Genomic DNA, 26968 nt, shown 5'->3' with positions numbered 1-26968 from the left:
ATAGTTTAGGTGGGGGTAGCAAATATGATTCATTTCAAATTGACGTATCTGTTTTCAGAACCAAATATTGAGGCGTTTCTTCAGTTGACGAAGTGGAGGGATGAGGAATTTTTGGCGGAGATTGCCAAGATCAATCAAATCACTGAACAGCGGTTGAATCAACGAATCACGATGCATGAGGGAGAAGTTTTGATTCCTTCACTGATTCAACGAAAGTGGCCGGAAATTCTTTTCAATGTCCAGAAGAATACGTTGTTTTTTTCGGAAAAAGAGCGACGGTCCATGATTTATCTTCTGACTTTTTCAGGAGTGCAAGATTTATCTGTCTATCAGTTTCAAGAGCTGTTCTATGTCAGTAAAAATACGATTTTGAAGGATGTAAAGGGGATCAGAGAGGAACTTGCAGCTTTAAAGATTCAACTATTGTACTCTCGAAAATATGGCTTTTATCTAGAGGGAGAGGAATATCAGATTCGTGCTCTTGCTTTTCGAAAAGTCAGTGCGTTATCCAATACGAAAAACGGGAATTTGCTCTTATTTGAGGGGATTTATGCGCAGAATAAAACGATTTATGTTCGGATCAGAGATCATTTGTCCGCAACACTGACTGCCTTCAATCTGGTGATCGTGCCGAGCCGCTTCGAAGAAATGCTTTATTTTCTTAATTATTTATCCTTTCGGATGGCAGAAACGGCTGTTTCTTTAGCGGGGACAGAAATACCGCTGCTCCAGTCGCTGCATGTCCATCAAGTCAGTCAGCAGTTTTTAGCAGAATTTCCTGCGATCAAAGATCGGGAAACAGAAGCGCTTTATGTAACGATTCTGCTAAAAACGATTCTGCAAGGAGATATCGAAGATACTTCATTAGAGTTTTTATTGGAATGTGCCAGTAAGATCATTCATGAAATGGAACGACTGGCAGCTATCGAGTTTGTGGACTATCGCACCCTTTTGATGAACACATTCTATCATCTTGTCCCGGCGTATTTTCGAATCCGCTACGGTTTTCCACTGGAGAATGTACTGATTGAAGAAATCAAGCTGCAATACAATGAGTTGTTTGAACTGACGAGACGAGCACTGGGTTCCTTAGAAGACCTAGTCGGTACGATCCCTGATGAAGAAATCGGTTATTTTACGATTTTGTTTGGTGGGGAAGTCAGTAAACAAAAGGCCAAACGTGATTACTTCCAACTGAATGCATTAGTCGTTTGTCCCAGTGGCATCAGTTCATCCTTGATTTTGGAATCAGAATTAAAGGAACTGTTTCCCCAGATCCATTTTATGCCGGCTCGTTCGATCGAAGAGTATGAAAATGTTCGCTTCAATGAAGAGATTGATCTGATTTTTTCCAGTGCCCCGATCAAAACCAAACGACCCTGTTATGTGATCAATCCGATTATGACGCCCATTGAGAAGGATGAACTGCTTAGAAACGTACAAGCGGCATTCTTTCCTTCAAAAACTGGCTTGCATTCCATTGACGATGTGTTAGAAGTGATTTTGCCCTATGTTGATTTAAAAGCAGGCATCAGTAAGCAAAAGCTGAGAAAAATTTTGCAAAGAAAAATCAATCGAGAATTGAATAGAAGGGAAGACCAACGTCCGATGTTATCAGATTTATTAACAGCAGAAACCATCCAATTTACCGAGGTGCCGCTGACTTGGCAAGAAGCCATTCGAGAAGCTGCTGCGCCATTAAAAAAGACCAATAAAATTGAGGAACAGTATATAACCGCCATGATCAATAAAGTGGTAGATCATGGGCCTTTTATCCATATTGGAAAAGGCATCGCTTTGCCCCATGCACGCCCAGAAGATGGGGTCAATGCGATCGGGATGTCGTTATTAAAAGTCAAAGAACCAGTACTTTTGAATGATGATCCGCAACACCCCATTCAAGTGTTTATATGTTTGGCGGCGGTTGACAATGAGCTCCATCTAAAAGCGTTAGCGAGTTTAACCAAAATTTTGTCGAATAATGAAAAACTAACTGCGTTACTTTCCGCAACCAATGCGGATCAAATAATTGAAGTGATCAGAGAAGGAGAAGATGAAAAATGAAATTTGCAGCAGTGTGTGGGTCAGGATTAGGATCAAGTTTTATGGTGGAGATGAATATCAATTCTGTTTTAAATGAATTGGGTGTCTCAGGTGTGGAAGTGTCCCATTATGATTTAGGAAGTGCCGCACCCGATATGGCAGATGTTTTCTTCGTTGGTGGTGATTTAGCCGATAGTGCGCAGCATCTAGGTGAGATCGTGGTGTTAGACAGTATTATCGATCTCGATGAATTGAAGCAAAAGGTTCAAGCCGTTTGTCAGGAAAAAGGATTACTATAAAAAGGAGTAGACAGTCATGAACGAATTTTTAGATATTCTTGTTGATATCGCGAGTACCCCAGCGATCTTAGTTGCGCTGATCGCTGTTTTGGGGAATGTACTGCAGAAAAAAGACATTGCCACGATCGTCAAAGGGGGCATCAAAACCTTTGTTGGGTTTCTCGTGGTCACTGCCGGGGCTGGGGTGATCGAAAGCTCTCTGGCGCCATTTGGGGAGATGTTCCAAGCAGCCTTTAACATGCAAGGGGTCGTTCCTAATAACGAAGCGATCGTTGCGCTGGCTTTGACGACTTACGGCACCTATACCGCACTTATTATGTTAGCCGGCATGGCCTTCAATATTTTGATTGCCCGTATCACTCGCTTCAAATACATTTATTTGACTGGACATGCCACATTGTATATGGCTTGCATGATTGCGGTGATTTTGAGCGTTACTGGAATGAATACTTTTAATCTAGTTTTATTTGGCGGCTTAGCGTTAGGGATCTGTAACACGATTTTCCCAGCGATCGCACAACCGTTTACTCGAGAAATTACTAAAAATGATTCCGTCGCATTGGGGCATACGGGGAACTTCGGCTACGCATTGAGCGGGTTGATTGGGAAATACGTCGGCAATAAGGAAAAATCTACCGAAGACATCAATTTTCCGAAAGGCCTGTCTTTCTTGCGGGACTCTACTGTTAGTATCACGATTACGATGGCTGTTGTATACGTGATCGTAGCAATTTTTGCTGGGAGTGAATTTATTACAGAAAATCTTAGCAATGGCACGAACTCGATCATTTATTCGTTGCAGCAAGCCGGTTCGTTTGCCGCTGGTGTCTTTGTGATTTTAGCTGGTGTCCGTCTGATTTTGGCAGAGATCGTACCAGCCTTTAAAGGAATTTCCGAAAAGCTTGTTCCTAATGCGATTCCTGCATTGGATTGCCCGATCGTCTTTCCTTATGCGCCAAATGCTGTTCTGATTGGTTTTCTAACCAGTTTTGTCGGTGGGATCGTTAGTTTGATCATCATGGTCTTCACAGGAACAACCGTTATTATTCCAGGTGTCGTGCCCCATTTCTTCTGTGGCGCAACGGCCGGTGTTTACGGCAATGCAACGGGTGGTGTGCGAGGCGCCGTCATTGGTTCCTTTATTCATGGGATCATTATCAGCTTCATGCCGATCTTGTTGATGCCAGTCATGGGGGATCTTGGGTTCCAAGGCTCAACTTTCTCTGATACCGACTATGGAGTTGCAGGGATCTTCCTAGGAAACTTAGCCAATATGGGCGGTCAAATCGCCATCTTCTCAGGGATAATTGCGGTAGTCGCGGTCTTGATCGGATTGACGATTTTCAAGAAAAACAGTCGGGCAAAATCTGTTTCTGAATAAATAGAGGATGGAGGGATAAATAGTGGCAATCAGTGAACAAGAATACCAGGAACTCGAAAGATTAGCGGCAAAGATTCGTTTAGATACCCTTTGCAGCATCAAGAAAATGGGGCAAGGCCATCTGGGCGGTTCCTTTTCAATTGTTGAACTATTGGCCGTTTTGTACGGCAAACAGCTGCGAATCAATCCACAAGATCCACAGTGGGCGAACCGTGACCGACTCGTTTTATCAAAAGGGCATGCCGGCGCCGCACTGTATAGTGCATTAGCAAATAGTGGCTATTTTGATCGGTCGTGGTTATGGACGATCAATGAGGGCGGCACGAGACTACCTTCCCATCCGGATCGCTGGAAAACGCCAGGGGTTGATGCCACCACAGGTTCACTGGGGCAGGGGACTTCCATGGCTGCTGGGATCGCGACGGGTCTGCGCTTGGCAGGGAAGGACAATTTTGTTTATTTGATCGTCGGAGATGGCGAACTAAATGAAGGACAGTGCTGGGAAGCCTTCCAATACATTGCCCACTTCAAACTGAATCACTGTATCGTCATTATTGATGACAATAAAAAACAGCTAGATGGGCCAACCAAAGACATTCTTGATCCCTTTGACATCCAGCAGAAGATGACTGCTTTTGGCTTTTATACAGAAAAAGTTCCAGGGGCAGACATGCATGCCATTGATGAGGCAATCGAGCGTTGCAAAGCAATCGAAGACCAAGCGGTTTGCATTGTCTTGGACAGCGTGAAAGGACAAGGCGTTCCTTTCTTTGAAGAACTAGAGGCCAATCACTCCGTGAAGTTTACCACGGATGAAATCAATCAAGCGGCAGAAGCGGCAATCAAAGAATTGACGATAAAAATCGAAGGAGGACGCTAAGGCATGTTTACATTAAGCAAAACCACTGCTGCTGGTAAAGAGCTGCGAACATGTGTCGTTGACACATTGGTGGAACTCATGGATGAAAATAACCAGCTAGTTGCGTTAGATGCCGACCTTGGCTCTGCCAGTGGCTGGACAACGATTGCCAACAAACATCCCAAACGCTTTGTCAACATGGGGATCGCGGAAGCCAATATGGTTGGCGTTGCGGCTGGCTTGAGTTTAACTGGCTATACACCTTTTATCCACACCTTTGGGCCATTTGCGACGCGTCGGGTATTCGATCAGTTGTTTATTTCTGGCGGCTATGGCGGCAATACGATCAATATTTACGGTTCTGATCCAGGGTTTGCAGTCGGGCACAACGGCGGCACCCATACGACATGGGAAGATGTGGCTTTGATGCGAATGATTCCCCAGTCGATCGTCTGCGATGCAGCGGATGAAGTCCAAATGGCATGGATCATAAACACCTTTAGCCAATTATCAGGCATTCATTACGTACGAGGCAATCGGAAAGCGGTTCCGACGATTTATGAAAAAGGCTCGACCTTTGAACTAGGAAAAGGCAATATTTTAAGACCAGGCGATGAACTATTGTTGATTGCCAGTGGCCAATTGGTTTCTGAAACACTGCAAGTGGCAGAAGAATTAGCAGAAGTAGGAATCAGCTGTGAAGTGATCGATATGTTTACCATCAAACCGATTGATAAAGAAATGATCATCCGTGAAGTTCAGGGGAAACGGCAAGTCATCACCATCGAAAATCATTCTATCACCGGTGGACTAGGGAGTGCCGTCGCCGAAGTGCTTGCTGAAACTGGCAGTGCTGTCTCCTTAAAACGTATTGGTGTCAACGAACGATTTGGCCAAGTCGGCACACCCGATTTCCTGCAAAAAGAATATGGCTTAGATGCTGCTTCAATCAAGCAGCAAATCGTCGAGGGTAAGGACAGGGGATAGAAAAAGGAAGCATCAACGAATCAATGGTTGATGCTTCCTTTTCATTCCTTTCAGGTCTTGTGAAAAAACGTCAAACAGCGCGTAAGTCTGCTGTTTGACGCTTTTTTTGTGTGAACTAAGACAAAAACCAGCGCCGTAACTTTTCTGCTTCAGTTAATGGAAAGTAGAACAGCTTACTTTCGGTGAGAGTATCTTCGGTTTTGATGGTCAGCTGTGACTTGCCAAGCCCTTTTTTGTGCTGCCAATACGTCGTGGTGACGGTGAAATCTTGGATTTTATTTTTCTTCAGATAAGCGGTCACCTTTGTTAAGCCGCGAATCGTTTGACACAACAATACGTGGTTGTCTAAAAATTGATAGCCTTGTATTTTGCCCCGCCAGATGCTTGATAACACGAAGGAACCAAAGAACACGAAGAAAATCAGCGCTAACCACCAGAAAAAGAAGGCGGAGATTCCTACAGCAAGCAGCCCGACAAGCAGTGGCCAACGGCAAAAGTACCAAAAGTTGGGTCGCGGATTTTTCACTAGAGCGGTTTGTTGAAACGACCATTCGGGTAAAAAGCGGGTCAATGTTTCGGTCAGCTGCGCCTCTTTCAAAATGGGGAACAGATAGACCGTATCATCGCTTTCTGACGAACTGCCAGCAGCCAGCAGTAATTTGACGGAGCTTAGATGAAAGATTCTTCGATAAAGGTTTTGTTCGACACTCAGCCCTTGGATCCTAGCGAGGGGTATCGTTTGGTGTCGTTTAGAAAACAAGCCTTGCGTGATCAGCAGCTGTTGCTGGTTCGTTTCCACCGTAAAGCCATAATAGCGGAAAAGATTTCTAGCGATCGCAAGGAAGAAAAACAAAATCAGCAGCCCCAACAAAAGCGCAGCACCTAATAAAAGACCAAGTTGCTGCAAATCCGATGCATAGGCAAAGAGATTGGGTATGTTGTCGAGCACGTTGTAGCCGATGACTAGAACCAAGGTGAAAACAGAAAAATCAGTGATAGAAAACAAGAAAATCTCCTTGAATTTCAAAGTGAATGTTTCTAACGGCGGATTTGCTGTTTCCTCACCCGAAAAAACAGTAGCGTAATCGTGGGTTGTTTCTTCTCCACTAACTGCTTGGGTAGTCGGCTGTTGTAGTGTCGCAGCCGCTTTTTTTGACGCTTCGATGGAGGCAATGAGAGCCAGCGGCAATGCAGGGAAAAGAATTTCGGCTTCGCCATTCGAACTTGCGGCGCTTTCCAACTTCACTTCAGCTAGTTTAAACGGACGTAAATAAAAGTAATGATTCTCTTGAATCGTTTGGATGCGTTCAAACGGCAAAATCGTTTGCTTTTGGATAAAGAGTCCTTTGTTGACTAGCACACTCGTTTGGTCGATTTGAAAGGTAAAGCGGGTGTAAGACAGTACCGCAAAAATCAGACAGACCAGTAAAAATAGCAGAATGCCACCCAGAATTATCGGCAAAGAAGGGGCGTCGTTGAATAATTTGAATACAAGCAGAAATGCTAGTACCAGAAAATTTTTGCAATTTTTGAACCAATAAAGACCGATACACAGCAACGGCAGTCGTTGTTTTTCATAGATCATCTTTGACCACCTCGACTAAAGTCATAATGGTTTCTCGCAAGCGTTCGGCTTGCGCCACTGGTAGGCCTTCAATGGTGTGGTTGGTGGCAGCCGTATGGATCTGTAAGGAGACTAAGGAGTATTTTCGCAAAAAAATCCCTTGGTCTGTTTCGATATGCTGGATTCGGCGGATCGGAATATACGTGGTGCTGCGAAATAGATAGCCGTGTTGAATGGCGATATCATTTTCTTGGATCTCGTAGCGATGGAATTTGTAACGGTAGCTCATCAGCACAAAAGAAAGCAGATGGCTGATCAAAGTCAGCGCCAATACGCTTGACCAAAGGGCGATCACCCAGAAATGCAGCCAGTTTTGCGTGGCTAGAAACCAAAAAGAAGCAGCGAAAAGCAGGCTGAAAATAATCAGTGACGTAATCCTTCGCAACCGCCAAACACGAATGATGGTTTGAGGCATTTGTTCATTTAATAAGGGATAATTCAAGGGAAACATCCTCTCTACATAGAAATAAATAGGGTTACCCACAAATATAGTGGAGATAGAAGAAAAAAACAAGGTCAGGAATTAAAAATAGTTAATTGTGATTTAAATAGTGTTGGGAATAGGTACAAAAAAGAAAAAGCCACGTTTGGCTAACCAATGAGTATGAGTTTGTTCGTTATGAAAAAAGGCGACCTTACTATTGACTCTCCCTCAAGAGGAGCCAGTATGCGTTAGTAGAAAGAGGCGATTGCTATGGAAAATGATTGAGGTTGCTGGGCTGTCAAAATAAATCAATGGACGCAAAACAATTGATCAACTGACCTTTTTGGTAGGGGAATACCGCTGGTCGTACTATTTTTGACCAACATGATTGGTGGAGGTCAAGTGAGGAGGGGCTGTTTCTTATACATCCCAAGATAGTGATTTGACCTTCAGGCCAGATAGAAGAAGTACTAGAAGCAGTTTGTACGGTCCATAATGGAGCCTATGCTGCAGTTATTCAGTTTGTTGAAAACAACGGCTATCGAATCACAGGGCCTTTTCGTGAAAGCTATATTGATGGCATTTGGAAGAAAGAAAGTGAAGAGGAAGGGCTGACTGAGATCCAGCTTCCTGTTGAAAAAATCAGCAGGCGACAGTAAGCAGAGACGTAGTTTGATGCAATTTTTTTGTTAGGCAAGGTGTGAATTGCAGTAAGAACTTCTTTTATCGAAGGAAAGCAGGCGAATCTCATTGACAAATCGGCTGGCTCCTTCTAAACTAAAAGCAGAAAAACAAGAGAAAAAGGTGATGGCTCCGGCCTATCTGCTGTTATTCCTTCGTTAACAGGGGTAGGACTGAAAAAGAGTAAATAAAATCAATTTCATAGGCAAAAAATTGACTGCATGCAGTTTTATTTGAAGTGTCTATCATTGATTTTATTTTACTCTTCGCTTTTTGATCTTCATCGTTTGAAGGTTGACCGCAGAGTGAAATCTGCGGTCTTTTTTGTTTTTCAATTATTTTGAAAGGGGAAAAGAAGATGTACCAAGAATTGAGAAAAGCAATCGAGCGGCCACCGCTCTATAAAAAATGGCAGAGGCGTTTTGGGACGATGCGTATATTTCCAAGCAAATGTTGAAGGCTCATTTGGATCCTGATTTTGAGGGAGCGAGTAGAAAGGTTGACTTTATCGACGAATCCGTTCGATGGATCAGTCGCCTTGTGCCGCCAGAAAAACAGACGCAACTTCTTGATATCGGTTGTGGGCCAGGGATCTATGCGGAAAAATTTGCAGCGCTGGGCTATGAAGTGACAGGGGTTGATTACTCCAGAAGGTCCATCGCCTATGCGAGAGATTCCGCGAGTAAGCAGCAATTAAATATTACCTATCTATTTGATAATTATTTGGAGATGGCGTTACCTCAGCAATTTGATTTTATTACCTTGATTTATTGCGACTATGGTGCCTTAAATCCAGAGGAACGCAAACTACTGCTAAAAAATGTGCTGGCGCATCTAAAACCGGGGGGCAAATTTTTGTTCGATGTATTTACGATTGCACAGTTTTTAACGCTTAATAAAGAGCAGACCTGGGAAAGTCACGAATCAGAAGGGTTTTGGCGGGGGGAGCCCCATCTTGTGCTGAATCAACGATGGAAATATCCTGATCACGTCTTGCTGGAGCAAACAACGATTTTATCAGAAGATGAGGTCACAAATTATTATTTATGGACGACCTATTTTTCAAAAGATGCATTGATAAAAGAAGCTAGGACTGCCGGTTTTGATATTTGTGAGATATTCGGTGATGTCAAAGGTAGTCCTTATAGCGAAGAAGGCTCGACAATGGCGATGCTACTGAAAAAACCATTCCCTATCTGAAAGAGTGGTTTTCTGTAAATAGAAAAAAGAAACGACGATTTTCTGTCGTTTCTTTTTGTTTGGCTCCGGCACTGATCAATCAATTTTTTTGTTCTAATGATCGGGCATATTCAACACCACTCATTCAGCGAAACGTCGAACCATCGTAATATCTGTTTCCAAATAGCCCATTTTTTTGTATAGCTGATACGCAGACTGATTATGGGCAAAAACGTGCAAGCCGATTTCAGTGATGCCTTGCTGGAACGCCCACTTTTCCAAAGCCTGTAACGCTTTGGTGCCATAGCCTTTTCCTCGCTGGTCTTCCTCGATGATAAAGTCATAGATGAAGGCTTTCTGGGCAGCTGTGTTGACCCAAATCACCCCGATCGGTTCACTAAAATCAGCTGCAAATAAAGAAAACAAGTGATTGTTTTCGGTGGCAGTCCCTTGAGGAAGCAGGGAAGCAAAGCTTTCTTTGGCTAGGGCGAGGGCCTCGTCTTTGGCCCATGTGCCTGCTTGGACTTTGTCATTGGCGTATTCGAAAACTGCATTGGTTAAGTAAGCAGCATAGTCGCTGTCTTTCATTGGGATTAAGTTCATCTGTTTCTCCTTTTGTCCTTTTCGGCTCTTCTTAACCTACAGAATGATTGTAGGCAATGAGAAACAAAGACATTTGATATGAAACGGTTTGTTTCCCCTTCAGATGAAGGTCTCTGACAACGGGTCTCGTCGTTGAAACAAAAACAGATCATCCGGGGAAAATTGGTGGCGTGCATCGCAAGTATAGCCTCGCAACCAGTCACAACCATCGATGCGGCGAACGTAGAATCCTTTGGGGAAATCGTCGGCTTTTTCCAAAGGCATAGAAGCAATCGTGATTGCAGCAGCTGGCGCTTTTCCGTGGGATTTCAGTCCGGTACTATTTGCCAGTTGACGATAGCCGAGGCGAAAGTGTAAGGCCATTTCCAAGGTACAATCGGTCAATCCGTAAGAAAATGCAGCTGCAAAAATCTCCGTCAACGAGCCACCTTGTGTGAGTCCCAGTTCTTTAAGGGAAACAATCACACAAGTAGCACGCTGTTTATCGGCACTGAGGGAGAGATGGGGATGGCGCAAGAGCTGGTTGCCATACGCGTTTAAGTGAATCTGCTGTTCTTCCAACTGCTGGCAAAGGCGGGCTAGCGAAACCCCGCCATAGTCTACGATCACTTCTTTCAAATCAAACACTCCTTTCAACTAGGGATCCTTTTCTTAAAAAATCAGTTCGCACCCTCGTTCTTAGACAAATTGGCATAAATCGCAGCAACTTCTTCTTGGTAACGATTCTTTAGTCGAGGGGGACTTAAAATACGCAGGCTTTTTCCAAAAGAGAACAAATAGGGCACCACCCAGCTTTCCTCGGGTAACTCAACGGTAACCACAGCAGTGCCTTCCTCCGTCAAAGTAATATCCTGATGATCGAACTCATCATATACCCGATAAAGAACGTCGGCTTGAAAGAATAGACGAGCGGGATAGGTGTCAACAGTCAATTCAATGGCAGAATTAGGCGCAGTGACCGGAAAAAAATGCTGTTCAGTGACGTGGACCTGACTCATACGGCTGATTTTAAATGTCCGAAAGGCATTCTTTTGCTGGTCGAAGGCTTGCAGATACCATGCTTGCGAACGAAAAAGCAGTTTGTAAGGCTGACAGACGCGTTTTTGCGGTCCCTGTTTACTGATATAGTCAAAGGTGATCACGTGGTTCGTTAAAATACTCTTTTTTAATAAATCAAACGTGTCGTTGCCATTTTCTCGCCGATGCCAAGTGGAAAAATCAACTTCTAGCCAGTCTGTATAGTTTTGCTGGAACAAGGATTGTAGTTTTGCCAATGATTCTCCGCTGATCTGTGGCGTTAGCTGGCGAATCCCTTTCAACGCCAAAAGTAGGTTTTTTCGTTCTTCCTCTGATAATAACACTTTATCCAACACAAAACTGCTTAACAGATAAACGCCGCCATTTCGACCCGTTTCGGTATAGATGGGCACACCAATACTGCTTAGGGTATTGATATCTCTGGTGATGGTGCGAGTCGAGACTTCAAATTGTTTGGCTAATTCAGATGTCGTTGCTTTTTCATGATTCAACAGGTGGTAGATAAGGCCGAACAGGCGTGTCGTGCTCACTTGATTTACTCCTTTTATAAAAAGATGATAAAACACTGACACAAGGTGTCTAGGTTTCTATCGTATCATAAAGACAAAGAAGGAGGAACACTAATGAAATTTTCGATAATGGCAACGGAAAGAACCAATAATTTTACTGATCCGGCGATTCAAGCAAAAATCACTGGCTTATGGGAGAAAAACAGCGAGGCGGTCAAGAAAGCCGCAGAAAAAGGAACGGTCATCGCTTGCGTTTACCACGAGTATGAGTCAAACTATCAAGGAGACTATGCCGTTTCGCTTTGTTTCGAAGAAACGGAGCAAGCAGACTTTGATACAGAAAAATATACTTGGAAAATGTATCCGGTCGATCGGCGCGATGCGCAGGGCATTCTGACTACTTGGCGTCAAATCTGGTCAGAGGAAGAAAACCAGCAGCTACAGCGCAAGTATTCCTTTGATTTTGAACAGTATGCACCAGACGGCGAAGTGACGATTTTTATCGCCATTGAAGAAAGCGACAAAGAGTAACCATTTTCCTGAATAGGAGGACAGTCAATGAGACAGTACGAAAGCAAAGCAGACTTGATCCAAGAGATCACAGAACGTTACCAAAAATTTCGCCAAGAATTTGTTGAAATTCCCGAAGCGTTACGAAATCAGCGAACAGCTGGGGTCGATAAGACGCCTTCAGAAAACCTGTCTTACCAAATCGGCTGGGTCAGTTTGTTATTGTCATGGGAAGCACAGGAACAACAAGGGATGAGCGTTCACACACCTGCTGAAGGATATAAATGGAACAACCTTGGCGGATTGTATCAATCTTTTTATCAGACATACGGCAGTTTGACCTTAGCACAGCAGCAAGAATTCTTAGATCAAAAGGTGACGGCCCTTTGCCAGTGGATCGAAGGCTTATCCGATCAGGAATTGTTTGAAGCAGGGCAACGGGATTGGGCAACCACCAAAGCACAGTGGCCAGTCTATAAATGGATCCATATCAATACAGTAGCGCCGTTTACCAATTTCAGAACGAAAATCCGAAAATGGAAAAAAGAAGCACTGCATTGATCAACAGAGAAATGAATGAATCGAACAGGAAAATCACACCCTTTTCATAGTGTGATTTTTTGCTGTACATAAAAAACGGTTCATTGAGAAACAATGGCAAAGAAGCGCCAGTGGCTTGCTATCAATTGTGAGAGACTGAAAATCGTGCTATGATGGCGTTAATCAGAGCAAGGAGGAAAAAGCAGATGTGTGGTGGCATTATTTCCCAAAAAATTGCCTAAGCCCATGTAGATCAAGACCAGCAAAAAACGATTTACATGGGAGGAATAAATGATGAAAGAAAACAAATATGATGACCAAACGTTTTTTACGAAATACAGTGAAATGACTCGTTCGCAAAAAGGCCTGCAAGGAGCTGGGGAATGGCAGACGCTAGAAAAAATGTTGCCTGACTTCGAAAAAAAGCAGGTACTTGATTTAGGCTGCGGGTATGGATGGCATTGCCAATATGCTGTAGACCATGGAGCGGCAGCAGTACTAGGAACTGACATTTCTCAACGGATGCTTGAGGAGGCCAAGAAAAGGCACCCTGATCCGAAAATAACGTATCAATGTGTCGCAATGGAAGAAGTGACACTTCCTCCAGCCTCAATAGACGTTGTTTTAAGTTCATTGGCGTTTCACTATGTGGCAACGTTCGAAACATTGATCAAAAGTATATCGGTCTGGCTGAAATCTGGTGGTGTGCTGGTATTTTCGGTGGAGCATCCGGTTTATACGGCGGAAGGATCGCAAGATTGGCAGTATGATAGGCAGGGGGAAATCCAGCATTTTCCAGTCGATCATTACTATTATGAAGGCAAGCGGCAAGCGCGATTTTTAGGTGAAACGGTGACCAAATACCATCGTACCCTGACAACCTATTTAATGACCTTATTGCAAAACGGCTTTATTTTAGAAAAGGTGATCGAGCCACAACCACCAGAAGAATTACTGGAAGTACCGGGAATGAAAGACGAAATGCGCCGACCAATGATGCTGCTAATAGCTGCTAGAAAAAGCTGACTTAAAGAATTGTTAAACAGTTGATCTGTGAAGATCAGCTGTTTTTTTGTTTTGTGTCATCGTAAGAAATAACTGGAGAAGCCTGTGACCGCTTAATGTCTAGTTAGTGGAGTTAATAAAATAAACTGTTATTTTAAGTGCTAAAGTGACGCGAAGGTGACAAAAATGAAACGCCAATTCGTAAAAGGGTATGCTATATTTTAAACAGTACTTGTTTTTTTACAGAAAAAAAGCGGGGAGTCGATGGCGTATCTTACGCAATCGACGCCAATTGGTTTTATAGAAAAAACACAAAACCATTCCCAAGTCTGATGCAAGTTTGCTGAATATTCAGCAAAATAAAAGTAAATGACTAAGAATAGAAAGGGTGAGGATCATCAAAAACAACCAAACCATTGGCTTGACGTCAGGAGAAGTCAAGGCGCGGGTGCAGCGCGGTCAAGTCAATAAGACAAAAAAGGATACGACAAATACGTACCCGAAAATCCTTTTTACCAATATCTTTACCTTTTTCAATTTGATCAACTGTGTCCTATTCTTTCTCGTCTGTTTGACGGGTTCTTATCAAAACGGGTTGTTCGTCTTTGTTGTCTTCAGCAATGTGATCATCAATCTCTTTCAAGAAGTTCGTTCCAAACGAACGCTGGATAAGCTGGCACTGCTAAAAGTTGCCAAAGCCGATGTTTATCGGGATGGCAAGCTGGAGAATTTGCCGATCCACAAGCTCGTAATGGATGATGTGTTACGACTGAAAAGCGGGGATCAAGTGCCGACGGATGCCAAAGTCATTCAAGGATCTTTAGAAGTCAATGAATCCTTGCTGACTGGTGAAATGGATACGATCCACAAGCAGCCAGCAGACGAGTTGTTTTCTGGCAGTTTTATCACTGCTGGCGAAGCGTTATGCCAAGTGATCCACGTAGGCACTGACAACTATATCGCAAAAATCAACAAAGAAGCCAAGACTATCAAACGACAAAAATACTTGATCCAAGGCAGTTTGAATAAAATCATTCGTTGGATCAGTCTGATTTTGGTGCCGTTATGTACCCTCTTGTTCGTCAAGCAGTTCTATTTCTCTCATGCAACTTTTAACACCGCCATCTTACGGACGGTAGCGGCAGCTGTGGGGATGTTTCCCGAAGGCTTGTTTTTACTGACGAGTGTCACATTGACCATCAGTGCTGTCTATCTGGCGCGCAAAAAAGTGATGGTGCAGGAATTGAACTGTATTGATGCCTTAGCACGGGTCGATGTGCTTTGCTTAGATAAAACCGGTACGATCACCGAAGGCAAGATGACGGTGGAAAAGACGATTTCCTTTCAATCGGACACACCGCTGGCAGAAATCACCGGTAACTTAATGGCGCAGCTACCCGATCAGAACCCAACGGCAATGGCGCTGCGAACCTTTTTCCCAGAAAAAACGACGTACCAGATGCAGCAAGTCGTCCCCTTTTCATCTGACCGCAAATTCAGTTGTGTCACGTTTGAAGGGCAAGGCACTTATTTCATCGGAGCTGCGTCGATTTTACTAGGAACCAACCATGAAGCTGTCTTAAAACAGGAAAGACAGCTGGCAGAAGAAGGCTACCGGGTGATCGTTTTGGCGCACAATACGCAAGGCTATGAGGAGGCAGGACTGCCGACAGATATTGAACCGCTGGGCTTTTATTTGCTGTCAGACACGATTCGGGAAGATGCCAAAGAAACCTTGGAGTATTTTCGTTCACAGGCAATCCAATGCAAGATCATCTCTGGCGATGATCCAGTGACAGTCAGTCAAATCGCGAAAAAAGTCAATCTACCAGGGGCAGCTGATTTTATCGATGTGTCAAAATTAACAGCGACCGAATTAAAAGAAGCTGTCAGCAACTATCAGATTTTTGGTCGAGTGACGCCTCAGCAAAAGAAAGAAATGGTGCTCTACTTGAAAGAACAAGGGCATACTGTCGCGATGACTGGCGATGGCGTCAACGATGTTTTGGCACTAAAAGAAGCCGACTGCTCCATCGCGATGGCTTCTGGTGTTGATGCTGCGCGTCAAGTGTCAAATCTGGTGCTTTTGGAAAATCAATTTGATGCTTTGCCATCAGTCATGGATGAAGGTCGCCGAGTGATCAATAACATTACTCGCTCTGGTTCATTGGTACTAGTGCAAGTCTTATTCTCCATCATGATCACTATGGGGACGTTGCTATCAGGAACGACGTATCCTTTTGAGCCGATCCAATTAACGATCATCAATGCCTGCTTTGTCGGCATTCCGACTTTCTTTTTGAACTTTGAACCAGACTTCAATCGGATCAAAGGGGACTTTATGACAACGATTTTCAAAAATGCTTTTCCAACAGCCTTGACGATTACGGTAGGAACTCTGCTGATCATCAACTTTGGCTATTGGTTCAACAGCAGCAGTAAAGCTCTATCGATTATGAGCATTATTTTTACTGCTTGGAACTATCGCTTGATCCAGAAAAAAGTCTATCCAGCGATCAACAGCTATCGAACGATGATTTTTTTCAGCACTCAGATCTTGTACTTTGCTGCTTTGATCGTCGGTCGTGACCTCTTTAATCTAGGCAATACCAGCTATCTCAACCTCATTCTCTTGATTGCCTTGTTGAATTTTTCCGCCTATATGCAACGCTTTGTGGATAAGGGCATCGAGCTACTGATGCGAAGATATACGAAGAAACGTAAAAGCTTGTCAAAAGAAATGATTCAGTAAATGGTAGGAAAAACTGATTGCTTAAGCAGCTCTTATAGCGTGCTAGGCAGTCAGTTTTTGTTTTCAAATAAATTTTTATTTAAAAGGAGTTTGTCTCTTGCTATGAAACTCGTTTCATACCGTACAATCAACCAAGGGACCATTTCAGAAAATTTGTCGAAAGTGGAACAGAAAATTTTCTATGGTAGACTTAGGTCACTAGCAAAACAATCAGATAGGAATGAAAGAAATGGCAACGATTCGCGATATAGCAAAAATTACTGGTTTTTCGATCACGACAGTTTCTCGTGTGATCAATGGCCATCCTTATGTTGATGAGCAAAAGCGAGCAGCGATTTTGGCGGTGATGGAAGAGCTGGATTACAAACCGAATAAAATCGCCCAAAAACTTAGCTCGGGGAAAACCTATAATATTGGAGTCATCGTACCGTTTGTCAATCACGCCTTCTTTGATGGGATTTTAAATGGCATTATGGAAGAAGCCTTTGCCCAAAAATACAAAGTGACGTTATTGCCGACCAATTTTGATCGGAAATTGGAATTAGAGTATCTAGAAGAATTCGCTGCAAAGGGATTTGATGGCTTGATCGTCATCACTCGGGCAAATCATATCGAGACGTTTTATCCCTACATGGAAAAAGGACCGATTGTTTTTTGTGAAAATTCGACCGGTACTGCCGTTCCTTTCGTTGCGATCGATTTGGTCGGCTCTGTGACAGCCAGTATCAATTATTTGAAGGAACAAGGCGTAAAACGCTTGGGGTTGACGTTAGGGCGCAGCAAACGCCTCAGCTGCAATTCAGTCAACACCATCGCAAAAGCCAAGGAGCTGTTTCCTAATTTTTCTGAAGCAGATATTTATTGGGATTGCATCAAAGCACAAGATGGGATTCCCGCAGCCGCCTTTTTTAAGGAACGAGGAATCGATGGGGTGATCACAAATGGGGACGAGATCGCAGCGATGATCTTAAATCAATACCCTCACGGGACAGCACCCATCGTGATTGGACAAGAAAACCTCCTCATCAGTCAAATGCTGCACTTTCCTTCCGTTGAATTTCATCTGGATCGGTGTGGGAAAGAGGCGTTTCGCTTGTTTCGAGAAAGAAAACAAGAGCAGATTATTCTGCCATATGAACTTATCATTCGTGAATAATCATTGTTATAAAAATAGAACAAAAAGAGAACACCATTTTTATCGTGTCGTGTTCTTTCTTGTTATGAAAGGAAGACTGAGTAAGTGGAAATGAGACAGGAAAGAAAAAATCAATTTTGAATGCTTGCTTTTCACAGAGTAAAGGGCTACCATTGGTCTGTGGCTTTTTCGCCACAAAAATAGGAAACGTATCAGACAAGAGTACTTGGGGAAGATTCTCTTGGGGGAAGCCTGATACGTTTCCTTTTGTTCATTCTAACACTATTTATATATAAAGTAGAGAGATATTGAGTAGATAAATAAAAATACTAATGTAATTGATGAATAGGAAAAAGCCAATCATTCAAAAGGCGAATTTTAGATCGTTTTCCTATAACATGTTGGAGGGCAAATGGCTCCCCATGTTTTGGTTAATAAAAGAGAATCAACTAACTAATTGTGTTGTACCAACAAGAAAATTACATAGCTTGGCAACACCAGTTTCAGCTGTTTCTTTGATTAGAACAGTTGCAGTATTTTCGTAAACATGAATCACACTAACTTCTTGTAAACCGGTAAAGCCAATAACATTTGCCTGATAGTTTTGACCAGGGAACACTTGGTATTTTTCCATGTTTTTATCTCCTTCATTAATCTTATTTCAAAAGAATAATAATTAAAATTTAAGAAAAAGTAAAGTGAAACGATTTTTCATTCAAAAATACAGTCCTTTGGCGTTTGTTTCGAGCAGATTCAAGCTTTTTCTGCAATTTTCCATTATTTTTTTCAATAAATATGCGGTGAATTGTTGAACATTATTCAAGAAAATATACCTTTTATTTAAGGAGTGTTCACAGATTTTAGCTAAACGACAGGGCGAGAGCAGCAACTGAATTGTTTGTTTTGTGACGGCTTGGGGCTTATAATAAAGATAGGAAGAAGGATCGGCGTCACCACTTCCTAAATCAATTGAAAAGGGCGTGCAAGTTATGGAAAACGTATACCGAAATAACTTTGTCAAAAGAACTGTTCAACTGATGTTTGCACCAAAAAAAATCAGAAAGCGTCCGCCAGAACAATGGATCAAAATGCCTACCAGCCGAGGTATTCGGAGAAAGGACGCGTGATCCAGCATCTCGCAACTATGCGTGAAATAGTCTTTAAAGAGAAAAGAAATGCAGGAAGTTCCGAAGACGGGACTTCCTTTTTTATGTCATTGAAATAGGGTGCTTATCGAAAAAGCAGTTGTCAACACGTTCTCTTGTGGAGGACCACTTTCGGAAGAGGATACAAAAGGAAGCTTGCGAGAGCCCAATAGACGAATGAAAGAAATCAATAGATGTGTTAGTGGATAAAGAATCAAGATGGTTCTTCCTAACTGTTTTTCCAAAAATAATGATATTCAAAAAGACATTAGTCTATCTGCGTGGGCAGAATTGATGATTGATGTAAGAAGAGGGAACACAAAAGCCACTTTTTTCATACTTGAATTCTGTTAAAATACATATATAGGTTCAAACATGAAAAATAATCTGATAATTTTTAAAGAAGGTGAAAGCATGGACTACCAAGAAATCGCGCGTCATTTTCAGACGACATCCTTTGATCCCCAACCGTTTGTGCAAACGGCGATCGATGATCGAAAGGTAAGGGAGAAACTAGTGGAGAATGTCGTTGATGGTCAAAACCATATCAATGAGTATTTTAATAGTTATTTGATCATTAAAGAAGTAGCCATTAAAAACCCTGAGTTGATTTATGATGAGTGGGAACGGATCTGGGCGTTGCATACCCATAAAAACTCCTATCATCGGTGGATCGCCCACGATTTGATCACGCAACTTCTGGTGATCGATCATGAAGACAAGTTTGAAGCAATCAAGCAAGAATATGTACTACTGCCTAAAGAAGAAAAAATTAGCAATTTCTTGAAGATGATTGAAAATATCAAGGAAGCCAGTCGACACAAAGACCTTCAGCATGAAAAGAAACGCTTGCTTACGGATCAAGTATGGCTTTCAAACTTCAATGAAAAACAAATGAAGCGTATTGATAAAGTCCTTCAAACTCTTTTGACCGAATGAATCAAGAAAAGCAATTGAACTTGTTTCAGAAGGGGGGGGGCTTGCTGTTTTCCCCCACTTTTTTTTCTTGATTACTGGGAATAGTCGGGAGGAATGAGGAGCATGCTGCAATGATAGTTACCAATTAGTTGCATGTATCGCATGCAAAATCTCCCTTAAGTCCTTGTAAGAAGCCAAGTGAAACTTTATACTAGAATGTAATACTTATTCAAAAAAAGGACAAATAAAATGAGGACATGAGCTTTTATGAAGAAATATTGTAAGGAAAATGTGCTGGAAGCGGCGATGAATCGTCTGGAATATATTTTTGATACGTTTCCCCATGTGTACTTTTCGTTCAGTGGCGGAAAAGACAGTGGTGCTATGATCCAGTTGGCCGATCAAGTCGCCCGACAAAAAAAGAAAACCTTCGATCTGCTGATTTTAGATATAGAGGCAAATTATGATGCTACACGAGTATTCATGGAAAAAATCAAAGCGTTACCAAGTATCAATCAAACTTACCATTTTTGCTTACCCTTTTACGAGGACAACAATACCAGCGTATTTCAGCCACAATGGCTGATGTGGGATGAACAAGAACGGGAGAAGTGGGTACAGCCAATGCCCAAAGATGCGATTTCACTTGGTGATTTAGATGAATCATTGATGGAGATTTATCAGAGTGCAAATATGAATCCTGATAAGTTCTTGCGAAACTTTGCTCATTGGTACGCAAGTCACCATGGCTTTGAGCCCGTTGCTTGCGGTGTAGGTATTCGGACACAAGAAAGTCTGTATCGGTATCGATCAATCACATCGCCAAAGTATAACTTTCGGAAGCAATGCTGGATCAAACGGCAAGTAGCAGATTCAATGGTTGTCAATTTTTACCCCATCTATGATTGGAAAACCGAAGATGTCTGGGGAGCCTATGCTCGATTTGACTGGCCGATCAATGGCTTTTATGAAAAGTTGTATGATCATGGCGTTCCGATCCATCAAATGCGGATCTGTCAGCCTTACGGCATGCAGCAACGAAAAGGCTTGTACCAATATGCTTTGGTGGAACCGGAAACGTGGGAGCGCGTCGTAAATCGTGTGTCAGGAGCCAATTTTGGTCGCTTGTATGCCCAGACAGGATTGCTAGCGCATTACAATACGAGAAAACCCAGTCATATGACTTGGCAAGAGTATGCGGTCTTTTTACTGGAATCAATTGGACTTTATTCAAAGAAATTACAGGATCATTATTACCGCAAAATCACGATTTTGATTGATCATTATCGAGAAAAGCACGGGATCGAAGTGGAAGATATACCCGATGTGAGCAAACGTAAGGACTGGCTAAAAAACGAAGTACTCTGGCATGACTGGAAAGGGATCGCTCGTGCGTTAGAAAAAAATGATTTTTCCTTAAGCACGCGACAATACAGTTTGACGAAAAAAGATGAGTCTGAATTGTATGAGTTGGCGGTGGATTTTGGGGCGGCGTTGGGGATCGAGCATTTACCAAAGTATCAGTTGAAAAAATTGAATGCCAAATACGAGTATCTAACGAAAAAAATCACCTAACGATGGACGAATGGGTTCGTAGAGAGGAAGGGTTTTGTGAACGAACGATTGGTTTTATTTTTCCCACCGTATAAGAAAAGCCAATTCTATCAATTGATGGGAGCTTTCTTTGCAGAGCGAGTGTATCAGCAACAATTTCCGTACTTAGTCAATGATGAGAACTGTTACTGGTACGTGATTCTTGATGATGAAAAACGAGTGACCGCTTTTTCTTATTATGAAAAAGGCGCCAACAAAGTGGAGCTAGGGGAATTTTATGAAAAAGATCCAGCTGCTCAATTTAAAAAGTTTCTTTTACGGAAAATGTTGGTGGATATCACCCGCAACTACCCAGAAGCAGAGATTCTCGCTTCTACTAACCAGCCTAGTGAAATTGCCCTTTTGGAGTCAAAAGGGTTTGCGGTCTATCGACAAACAAAAAATTATTCATTTCTAAAAAGGAGTGTAGTCCCTCATGAGCGATATCGATTTTCCAGTGTTAGCGGCGAAACTGATCCCAGTCAGCAAGATTCACGCGAATACGTATAATCCCAACACCGTGGCTGCTCCAGAAATGGATTTGTTGGAACTGTCGATTCGAGAAGATGGCTTTACGCAACCATTGGTTTGTTACCACGATAAAGAGCAAGACCAGTATATTTTGATTGATGGGTTTCATCGGTATATCGTAGCAAAAGAGCGCTTGGCGTTGCCAAGCGTTCCGGTCACGGTGATCGACAAACCTTTTGAGAATCGCATCGCTTCAACGATTCGTCACAATCGGGCCCGCGGTACCCATGGCATCGAGAAGATGGGAAATATCGTGCAGCAGTTGGTCGCTAATGACTGGACGGATGAACGAATTGCCAAGGAATTAGGGATGGATCGTGAAGAAGTTTTCCGCTTTAAACAACGCTCAGGATTAAAAAGCGCCTTTTCCAACCATGAATTCAGCAAGTCTTGGATTGAGTTTGAAAAAAGATATTACAAAGGAAAAAAAGAAACCTAGAAGATCAAAAAAGCTATCTAAGGAAGATAGCAATTGATCAATAATTTTTTTTGAATTTTGTATAGGTGTTTTTTACAACGATCACGATCAGATTGACCACCATCGACAAACAAAGTGTCCCTAAGAGAATGGCTAGGATCACACCTAATGTGTCTCTTAGAAAGCTGAAGATCGCTTCAACGATAAACATGGTTTTCTCCTCCTTTTCTCAGCGCCTATCTTTTCAGACAATTGCAAAAATAGGCTCGTTGTTCAATAGCTACCTGCTACTAAAAAATACAGTCGAGCGGTTTACGTGTCCAGCGTTTTTGTTCATTGTGTCTTTCCGAAGTAGAGTATACTTTGGAAAGGACAAAAGAGAGTTTCTGTTTTTTACAATCGGTGAAAAATTCTGAAATTTAAGAGTAGCCTTTCTTTTCAGATTCTTATCAATGGTATGAATAATCGTATCAATTTGTATAAAAAAAGTAAAATGATAACACAGATTAAAATTGAGGAAAAGCTATGATTTCATCATTTTATGAGAGTCAGAAATATTCAAAACCTTGCTGTACAACGTCTTTGATTCCATTAGACATTGTACAGCTTGTTTCTTTTCTACAGTGACGATCCTTTCAAAATAACTACACTTATTTCTAGAAAAAGCAAACGTGCATAAAAAGTCAATGATACATAATCTCCTTTGGATAACTAGAGCAGACGTTTTTTTAATTCAAAGACAAATTCTTTTGTAATACTGGGAGAATGCATTAGGGATTTTTTTGAAAGCAATCCGATCGACATACGAGTATTTGCTAAAGGATTCGCTAAGATTTTTATTCCAGCGCGGGTCTGATCAACGATAGAGCGAGGCACTAAACTGCAATAACCAGTTTGTTCGATCAAGTAAGGAATCGTACTAATATTGTTGACATATTCCCAATGGATCGATGGCACGCAACTGGCAAGATAGCTTTCAACTTTTTTATGTGCTAGGCTGTCATCGTTAAAACGATAGAAGTGGCAGCCTTCGAAATCAGTTAGTTTATTGATCGTTAACGGGTTGTGGATCGATGTGATGCAGCAAAGCTCTTCTTGGAACAATTCTTCGTAAACAAAATTTCCCTCGTGAGGAAGTGAGCATAGTGCGACATCAATACGATTTTCTTTTACTGCCTTGGCTAATTCCATTGTGGTTCCCACAAGAATCTCGAATTTCACTTTTGGGTATTGCTGAGCAAACATATGGAGCAGTTCTGGCAAAATGGAAATGTCATAGGGCTGAACGATCCCCATCCGTATAGATGAGTCGATCATACTTGAAGCGTTGTGCAACTGTTCTTTTACCTGCTCCCATTGGGCGATCAGTCCAGGGACTTCCTGCTTCAACAATTCGCCTTCCAATGTTAGTACATTGCTTTTCCCTTCTAAAAATAACGCCACTTCTAACTCTGTTTCTAACTTTTTGATATGATTGGTAACCGTTGATTGGGCATAGTTTAGTTTGGCAGCAGCCTTCGTAAAAGTCCCTTCTTCGACGATCGTTTTAAAGGATTGCAGCTCTTTGATAAAATCCACATTTGTTCCCCTTTCTTTTCTCAAATTATACAAAAAAAGGAAAGTGAAATAATTTCTTTTTTTTATCGTAAATCAAAAAAATAGATATAAAAGTTCTTTCAAATATGTGTAGTATTCAGGGGTAAGTCTTTTTATTTTTGGTGACCGTTACTATAACGAATCCTGGAAATAAGTGAGAGGTTGTTTCCATTAAAAAAGGCAGGCAATGGAACCAGCGACTACTTAGATGGCTTCTAGTGATGAGATACCAGGAGCAACACATCGATAAGTTACTGATATAAAGGAATGTGAGGAACCGGATTTCTGCTTTTCCTGTAGGCAAAACGCAAGCGAAGAGGGGGCAGCAGCACTTGTTTCTTGAACTTCCAAATGAAAGAAGGAAACTGGCGGCTGGCTTTAGTAAAGCGCCGTCAGTTTCCTTACGGTAAATAATCGGGGATGATCTTTGGCTGAACCAATTGTTCAATCGTTTTATGAATGATCATCCAGTCAGATAGACTTGGTACATTCGAAATTCGCAATTGCTGAAAGTGGGGGTTATTTTTCAAGTGTAAATCAAAATTGCTGACGATCAAATCAATTTCCTGGTGGATCAATTCATGGGTATCAGGAGTCACTTCGAAAAAGTAACTGACTTCAGTCTGATCATTTTTGAATAGTTCCGCTGATGCGGCTAAGAAAGCATCCAATCCAGCGCCACCTTGAAAAGCAAAGGCCACTTTACGTTGTTTTTTTAGCGGAGTACTAGGTGCCAGTTCGCTTAATAAGGTCAATGTGACTGCGATATGCTCCGAGTGAGTAAAGGAGAAGAAGGCGCTTTGGTCATTGAATTGTTTCAACCACTTATTCCAAGCGAGGTACTCTGTCTTAAAGGTCGATTCAACAAAGGTTTTGATTTGTGGATCAGCAAATTCATAATTGGCAGAAATCATCGATAACAAGCGTAGGTTCACTAGATAAGAGATGATTTTCTGAGAGACTGCAGAGGAAATAGGCTGTTGGCCTTTTTTTAAAAACAGACCAATTTCCGCAATGATTTCCGGTTTTTCTGTATGGTGAAAAATATATTTGGCTGCATCTTCTTCAGTAACATCCAATGTACTATAAGACAGACAGTGGAGTGTAGTGAGGAAGAGCCAAAGTAGTTCTTGTTTTGGTAAGTGAATGATCCGGTATTTTTTTAAATAATACTCGATCAATACTTGCGAGAAAATGCTAAAGAGTTCTTTTTCCAATAGGTTACGCTCTAAAGAAGGCGGCAAGTTCAAAAAGTAAGAATAGCGCCATCTGCGTTTGGCGATACTTAACCACAGGGCCAGTCGATAATGACTGTAATGTAACTCTTTCTTGTTGGCTCCCTTGGCTTTTTGGACCAGAAGACGTGCATCCGCCGGGCTATCTTTATCTAAAATTGTGCTGTCACCATAAGCGGAGAAAAAGACAAACAGACAAAAACGAATATCGGCTTCAGTACCAATAAAGTCAAGTTGATTCGTAGCGATCGTCACAGAATAGGTTTGTAAAGACTTGTTCATGTAGCTGATGGTTCGCAACAAGTGACTACGAGAATAGCCAAATTCGATCGTTGCTCGATGAATGGAGTATTTTTTGTTATCAATGATACTCGACATGATTTTAAACTCGAGTGTTTCCATGCTTAAAAGCTGAATCGCTAAATTGATTGAGGCATTTGGTGCATACTTGATTGAAACGATGTTACTTTCAGAAAAGTTGATTTTAATCAGTTCTTCTGGCAAGCTATCGCTTAAAACATTGAGTTCTTTCGTGATTGTCGGCATAGATAGACCCAGCAAGGTTGCCAATTCTTGTGGATGATAACCGGTTGGTGCTGCATTTAGCATCTGTAAAATTTTTACTTGACGGGAAAATGACTTGTCTCGATGCAAATTGATTGATAAATTTTCTAACAATGATATCACCACCTCTTTTAAAATCTTATGGAAGCAATCAGTGCTGAATGTAAATTACGTTGGTTTTAAGTAGATTATATAATACTCTACGTCAATCAAGAAGCTTTATCCTTTGAAACTTAATAGAACCAGATGTAACAAGCGCTACTTATACGTAAATCGCTCTTCAATTAACGAATAAATGCCCTTCGAAAAGAACGGTGCCTGTTTCGGTGCATCTTAGCTTAGGTTCGGGAGAGGACAAATAATCGGAAGTTCCTCTAGAAAAGAGAGCAAAAGAAAAAGCAATGAAGAAGAATAAAGGAAACAATCTGCTAGACGAAAAAAGCACCGGACAAAGAACTGTGAGTGTCCCTCAAAGCTAACTTAAGAAGTTATCTTTGAAGGATCAAACAAATCAGCAAGATCCGTCTTGTGCTTTTTGTTACGGGGAATCTAGGGTCATTAGCAAAATCAGAGCACCTATTCATGAAAGGTGGTTGTTGTTTTCTAAACGAAGATAGCGATAGAAAGTCGATCGTTTTATTCCAGTTTGGGCACAAATATCAACGACAGTTCGACCTTCCTTCTGATAAAGATTCAGGGCGTACTGAATCAGTTTAGGGTCGATTCGTGGACGCCCACCAATATTTCCTCTGGCTCTAGCAGAATCTAGCCCTTCTTTGGTTCGCTCCACAATAATGTCTCGTTCAAATTGACTGAAGGCTTGGAAAACCGTCATCATCAGTTTTCCTTGAGGGGTCTGTGTATCAAAATTTTCTTTGATACTAATCACTTTTACTCCTTTTCTTTCGAAAAAATAGACGAGATCAATCAAGTCTTTGGTGCTCCGACCAAGCCGTGAAAAGCTTTCAATAATAATTTTGTCATTTTCTTTCACTCGCTTTTTTAGTTTGTTTAATTCCGGTCGATTTGTGCGAATGCCGCTAATTTTTTCAGTATAAATTTTGTGGCATTCATATCGTTCAAGCAAGTCTAGTTGACGAGAAAGATCCTGCTGTCTTGTAGATACGCGAGCGTATCCATAAACCATATTTGACATACAATTTCCTCCATTTAAAAATAAGTCTACCTAGAGAATACCTCGTTTGTTCACTTAAGTATACAACCTAAAACCAACGTATTATGAATAAAAGAAAAAGGGTAGTTTTTTTCTGTAAGCAAATAATGTACTATAGAGAGGAAACCTGCGGCGTTGAACGAGGCAGTTCTCAGTCGCTATGGAAACAACGCTTGAGATGTTAGGAAACACAGTGATTCAGGAAATCATCTGAATGAGGTAGAT

The 26968-nt window shown here is 41.9% G+C and carries 24 protein-coding genes and 1 pseudogene; 15 read left to right on the top strand and 10 right to left on the bottom strand.

The features are described 5' to 3' along the window. Positions 1–24 precede the first annotated feature (24 nt). From IAE45_RS10655 to IAE45_RS10635, 5 genes are read left to right on the top strand one after another with little or no spacing between them, the layout of a single operon-like run. Entirely contained in the window at positions 25–2064 is a 2040-nt protein-coding gene (locus IAE45_RS10655; protein ID WP_200126124.1) for a BglG family transcription antiterminator, read from the top strand. Further along, positions 2061–2342, top strand: coding sequence for a PTS sugar transporter subunit IIB (locus IAE45_RS10650; RefSeq protein ID WP_005227537.1), 282 nt, complete (start codon positions 2061–2063; stop codon positions 2340–2342). The genes IAE45_RS10655 and IAE45_RS10650 overlap by 4 nt, the downstream gene beginning before the upstream one ends. A 16-nt stretch (positions 2343–2358) precedes the next feature. After that, complete coding sequence (locus IAE45_RS10645; RefSeq protein ID WP_005232062.1) at positions 2359–3723, top strand: PTS ascorbate transporter subunit IIC; 1365 nt, start codon at positions 2359–2361, stop codon at positions 3721–3723. Between the two features lie 22 nt (positions 3724–3745). After that, positions 3746–4603 (top strand): transketolase, encoded by an 858-nt coding sequence (locus IAE45_RS10640; protein WP_200126122.1) that lies wholly within the window; start codon positions 3746–3748, stop codon positions 4601–4603. A 3-nt stretch (positions 4604–4606) separates the two neighbouring features. Beyond that, a complete protein-coding gene (locus tag IAE45_RS10635) occupies positions 4607–5569 on the top strand; it encodes a transketolase family protein (protein WP_200126120.1) in 963 nt (320 codons plus the stop codon). Positions 5570–5684: 115 nt separating this feature from the next. On the opposite strand, the gene IAE45_RS10630 is transcribed toward IAE45_RS10635, so the two are convergent. Both IAE45_RS10630 and IAE45_RS10625 read right to left on the bottom strand, forming a co-directional pair. After that, positions 5685–7154 carry a PH domain-containing protein gene (locus IAE45_RS10630; protein ID WP_200126118.1) on the bottom strand — a complete coding sequence of 490 codons (1470 nt, stop codon included), beginning with the start codon at positions 7152–7154 and terminating at the stop codon, positions 5685–5687. Beyond that, entirely contained in the window at positions 7144–7635 is a 492-nt protein-coding gene (locus IAE45_RS10625; RefSeq protein WP_170920162.1) for a PH domain-containing protein, read from the bottom strand. Before IAE45_RS10625 ends, IAE45_RS10630 begins: the two co-directional genes overlap by 11 nt. A gap of 1021 nt (positions 7636–8656) precedes the next feature. Between IAE45_RS10625 and IAE45_RS10620 the strand changes: the two are divergent. Further along, positions 8657–9498: pseudogene (locus IAE45_RS10620) on the top strand (class I SAM-dependent methyltransferase). A gap of 120 nt (positions 9499–9618) precedes the next feature. On the opposite strand, the gene IAE45_RS10615 reads toward IAE45_RS10620, so the two are convergent. The 3 genes from IAE45_RS10615 to IAE45_RS10605 all read right to left on the bottom strand — a co-directional run bounded on the left by IAE45_RS10615 (position 9619) and on the right by IAE45_RS10605 (position 11648). Beyond that, positions 9619–10080 carry a GNAT family N-acetyltransferase gene (locus IAE45_RS10615; RefSeq protein ID WP_200126109.1) on the bottom strand — a complete coding sequence of 154 codons (462 nt, stop codon included), beginning with the start codon at positions 10078–10080 and terminating at the stop codon, positions 9619–9621. Positions 10081–10179: 99 nt separating this feature from the next. Further along, positions 10180–10689 carry a helicase gene (locus tag IAE45_RS10610; RefSeq protein ID WP_442784173.1) on the bottom strand — a complete coding sequence of 170 codons (510 nt, stop codon included), beginning with the start codon at positions 10687–10689 and terminating at the stop codon, positions 10180–10182. A gap of 50 nt (positions 10690–10739) precedes the next feature. Next, complete coding sequence (locus IAE45_RS10605) at positions 10740–11648, bottom strand: helix-turn-helix transcriptional regulator (RefSeq protein ID WP_200126105.1); 909 nt, start codon at positions 11646–11648, stop codon at positions 10740–10742. 93 nt (positions 11649–11741) lie between these two features. Here IAE45_RS10605 and IAE45_RS10600 point away from each other — a divergent pair, with 93 nt between their 5' ends. The 5 genes from IAE45_RS10600 to IAE45_RS10580 all read left to right on the top strand — a co-directional run bounded on the left by IAE45_RS10600 (position 11742) and on the right by IAE45_RS10580 (position 17590). Further along, the gene (locus IAE45_RS10600) at positions 11742–12158 is read left to right on the top strand and encodes an effector binding domain-containing protein (protein ID WP_081119016.1); all 417 of its coding nucleotides are present in this window, start codon (positions 11742–11744) and stop codon (positions 12156–12158) included. Between the two features lie 27 nt (positions 12159–12185). Then, positions 12186–12698: a ClbS/DfsB family four-helix bundle protein gene (locus IAE45_RS10595; protein WP_081119017.1), complete on the top strand. Its 513-nt coding sequence runs from the start codon at positions 12186–12188 to the stop codon at positions 12696–12698. Positions 12699–12971: 273 nt separating this feature from the next. Next, complete coding sequence (locus tag IAE45_RS10590) at positions 12972–13703, top strand: class I SAM-dependent methyltransferase (RefSeq protein ID WP_185946528.1); 732 nt, start codon at positions 12972–12974, stop codon at positions 13701–13703. A gap of 367 nt (positions 13704–14070) precedes the next feature. Next, entirely contained in the window at positions 14071–16434 is a 2364-nt protein-coding gene (locus IAE45_RS10585; RefSeq protein WP_200126103.1) for an HAD-IC family P-type ATPase, read from the top strand. Positions 16435–16663: 229 nt separating this feature from the next. Beyond that, positions 16664–17590, top strand: coding sequence for a LacI family DNA-binding transcriptional regulator (locus IAE45_RS10580; RefSeq protein ID WP_200126231.1), 927 nt, complete (start codon positions 16664–16666; stop codon positions 17588–17590). 424 nt (positions 17591–18014) lie between these two features. On the opposite strand, the gene IAE45_RS10575 is transcribed toward IAE45_RS10580, so the two are convergent. Next, the gene (locus IAE45_RS10575; RefSeq protein WP_081119023.1) at positions 18015–18203 is read right to left on the bottom strand and encodes a hypothetical protein; all 189 of its coding nucleotides are present in this window, start codon (positions 18201–18203) and stop codon (positions 18015–18017) included. Between the two features lie 925 nt (positions 18204–19128). Here IAE45_RS10575 and IAE45_RS10570 point away from each other — a divergent pair. From IAE45_RS10570 to IAE45_RS10555, 4 genes are all read left to right on the top strand, one after another. Beyond that, entirely contained in the window at positions 19129–19653 is a 525-nt protein-coding gene (locus IAE45_RS10570; RefSeq protein WP_081119024.1) for a hypothetical protein, read from the top strand. 246 nt (positions 19654–19899) lie between these two features. Next, on the top strand, positions 19900–21207 hold the full coding sequence (locus tag IAE45_RS10565) for a DUF3440 domain-containing protein (RefSeq protein WP_200126101.1): 1308 nt from the start codon (positions 19900–19902) through the stop codon (positions 21205–21207). A 36-nt stretch (positions 21208–21243) separates the two neighbouring features. Next, positions 21244–21735, top strand: coding sequence for a hypothetical protein (locus IAE45_RS10560; protein WP_200126099.1), 492 nt, complete (start codon positions 21244–21246; stop codon positions 21733–21735). Further along, entirely contained in the window at positions 21662–22195 is a 534-nt protein-coding gene (locus IAE45_RS10555; protein WP_086293997.1) for an IbrB-like domain-containing protein, read from the top strand. Before IAE45_RS10560 ends, IAE45_RS10555 begins: the two co-directional genes overlap by 74 nt. 37 nt (positions 22196–22232) lie before the next feature. Here the strand turns inward: IAE45_RS10555 and IAE45_RS10550 are convergent, their stop codons facing one another. The 4 genes from IAE45_RS10550 to IAE45_RS10535 all read right to left on the bottom strand — a co-directional run bounded on the left by IAE45_RS10550 (position 22233) and on the right by IAE45_RS10535 (position 26725). Next, positions 22233–22385 (bottom strand): hypothetical protein, encoded by a 153-nt coding sequence (locus IAE45_RS10550; RefSeq protein WP_175632043.1) that lies wholly within the window; start codon positions 22383–22385, stop codon positions 22233–22235. A gap of 500 nt (positions 22386–22885) precedes the next feature. Continuing rightward, the gene (locus IAE45_RS10545; protein ID WP_200126097.1) at positions 22886–23752 is read right to left on the bottom strand and encodes a LysR family transcriptional regulator; all 867 of its coding nucleotides are present in this window, start codon (positions 23750–23752) and stop codon (positions 22886–22888) included. Positions 23753–24171: 419 nt separating this feature from the next. Next, on the bottom strand, positions 24172–25683 hold the full coding sequence (locus IAE45_RS10540; RefSeq protein WP_200126095.1) for a helix-turn-helix domain-containing protein: 1512 nt from the start codon (positions 25681–25683) through the stop codon (positions 24172–24174). 466 nt (positions 25684–26149) lie between these two features. Further along, positions 26150–26725, bottom strand: coding sequence for a recombinase family protein (locus IAE45_RS10535; protein ID WP_081119030.1), 576 nt, complete (start codon positions 26723–26725; stop codon positions 26150–26152). Between the last annotated feature and the right edge of the window lie 243 nt (positions 26726–26968).

It is taken from the genome of Enterococcus sp. S53 (assembly GCF_016516865.1).
GTDB lineage: Bacteria > Bacillota > Bacilli > Lactobacillales > Enterococcaceae > Enterococcus_D > Enterococcus_D innesii.
Note: the sequence above shows the minus strand (reverse complement) of the source record. Positions and strands in the feature narration are given on the sequence as shown.

Coding starts and splice junctions, on each gene's coding strand:
- IAE45_RS10575 (WP_081119023.1), bottom strand. CDS start 18,203: ATGGAAAAATACCAAGTGTTCCCTGGTCAAAACTATCAGGCAAATGTT.
- IAE45_RS10550 (WP_175632043.1), bottom strand. CDS start 22,385: ATGTTTATCGTTGAAGCGATCTTCAGCTTTCTAAGAGACACATTAGGT.
- IAE45_RS10615 (WP_200126109.1), bottom strand. CDS start 10,080: ATGAACTTAATCCCAATGAAAGACAGCGACTATGCTGCTTACTTAACC.
- IAE45_RS10565 (WP_200126101.1), top strand. CDS start 19,900: ATGAAGAAATATTGTAAGGAAAATGTGCTGGAAGCGGCGATGAATCGT.
- IAE45_RS10570 (WP_081119024.1), top strand. CDS start 19,129: ATGGACTACCAAGAAATCGCGCGTCATTTTCAGACGACATCCTTTGAT.
- IAE45_RS10630 (WP_200126118.1), bottom strand. CDS start 7,154: ATGATCTATGAAAAACAACGACTGCCGTTGCTGTGTATCGGTCTTTAT.
- IAE45_RS10635 (WP_200126120.1), top strand. CDS start 4,607: ATGTTTACATTAAGCAAAACCACTGCTGCTGGTAAAGAGCTGCGAACA.
- IAE45_RS10600 (WP_081119016.1), top strand. CDS start 11,742: ATGAAATTTTCGATAATGGCAACGGAAAGAACCAATAATTTTACTGAT.
- IAE45_RS10580 (WP_200126231.1), top strand. CDS start 16,664: ATGGCAACGATTCGCGATATAGCAAAAATTACTGGTTTTTCGATCACG.
- IAE45_RS10645 (WP_005232062.1), top strand. CDS start 2,359: ATGAACGAATTTTTAGATATTCTTGTTGATATCGCGAGTACCCCAGCG.
- IAE45_RS10535 (WP_081119030.1), bottom strand. CDS start 26,725: ATGTCAAATATGGTTTATGGATACGCTCGCGTATCTACAAGACAGCAG.
- IAE45_RS10595 (WP_081119017.1), top strand. CDS start 12,186: ATGAGACAGTACGAAAGCAAAGCAGACTTGATCCAAGAGATCACAGAA.
- IAE45_RS10555 (WP_086293997.1), top strand. CDS start 21,662: ATGAGCGATATCGATTTTCCAGTGTTAGCGGCGAAACTGATCCCAGTC.
- IAE45_RS10650 (WP_005227537.1), top strand. CDS start 2,061: ATGAAATTTGCAGCAGTGTGTGGGTCAGGATTAGGATCAAGTTTTATG.
- IAE45_RS10590 (WP_185946528.1), top strand. CDS start 12,972: ATGAAAGAAAACAAATATGATGACCAAACGTTTTTTACGAAATACAGT.
- IAE45_RS10655 (WP_200126124.1), top strand. CDS start 25: ATGATTCATTTCAAATTGACGTATCTGTTTTCAGAACCAAATATTGAG.